Consider the following 866-nt stretch of genomic DNA (forward strand, 5'->3'; position numbering starts at 1 on the left):
GGGAATATGCTGGCGTAATAACACAAGCCGCTAAAAATAAAAAACCGGAAGGATCATTAGATCGATTCCGGTTTTTTTCCAATATTATTAGCGCTTATAATTTAATAAAAGCATCATTTTCAAAATAATATATAAATGCTTTGAACAAGTCCTCATCTAACACATTATTCTTCTGAAGATTTGCATTATTAACTATGCCTTGTATTGATTGGATTCCCATGACATACCTGTACCCAGCATCTTTAACCACATCAGGATCTTCATCTGGATCATCTGAATCTACATCGTCGGGATCTTCTACCATAACTAATGAATCTAAACTCCAAGACGAAACATTCTTAGGTAGATATAAAGCTAAACGCCAATCAATATTTCCAGCATCCCTTAATACTTCTCTTAGATTTTTCTGAACCATTTCATCGTCCTCCGCCCCAATTATACATTCCTCCTTTTCCACCTGGATGTAAGGTTTCTTGAACCACACCGGGAGCCTGATGCTGAGATAAAGGTACTAATTGCATAACTCCAGGTTTCTCAGGATGGTGATGCCACGTCAAATCACTTATAGGCGAGCGTCTTGGATACGCGCCACGAGGTCCTGGCTTAACCCCATCGGTGATTCCTGGATACATATCTTCCATACTTTTTGCAAAGCTCGGGTCAGCCTGCATTGCCTCATGTAGCTTTTTATTTGCATCTTGGAAATGAACTTTATCAGAGCGACCAGGATAAAACTGATCATCGATCTTGGTTTCGTAAGCTACTGAATATTGTGAACTCTTAAGCGGTCGCCCAGAGGCATCTTTACAGACAGACTCCGTAAGCCCCAACGGATCAACCCACTCCAATGGGTTGTGGACATAAGC

At 40.8% G+C, this 866-nt stretch carries 2 protein-coding genes; both read right to left on the bottom strand.

The features are described 5' to 3' along the window. Positions 1-94 precede the first annotated feature (94 nt). Positions 95-415 carry a DUF7716 domain-containing protein gene (locus OI69_RS18495; RefSeq protein ID WP_039354053.1) on the bottom strand — a complete coding sequence of 107 codons (321 nt, stop codon included), beginning with the start codon at positions 413-415 and terminating at the stop codon, positions 95-97. 1 nt (position 416) lies between these two features. Continuing rightward, a partial coding sequence (locus OI69_RS19580; RefSeq protein WP_200886938.1) for an HNH endonuclease occupies positions 417-866 on the bottom strand: 450 nt, incomplete at its 5' end.

The sequence above is a fragment of the Pectobacterium fontis genome (assembly GCF_000803215.1).
Taxonomy (GTDB): domain Bacteria; phylum Pseudomonadota; class Gammaproteobacteria; order Enterobacterales; family Enterobacteriaceae; genus Pectobacterium; species Pectobacterium fontis.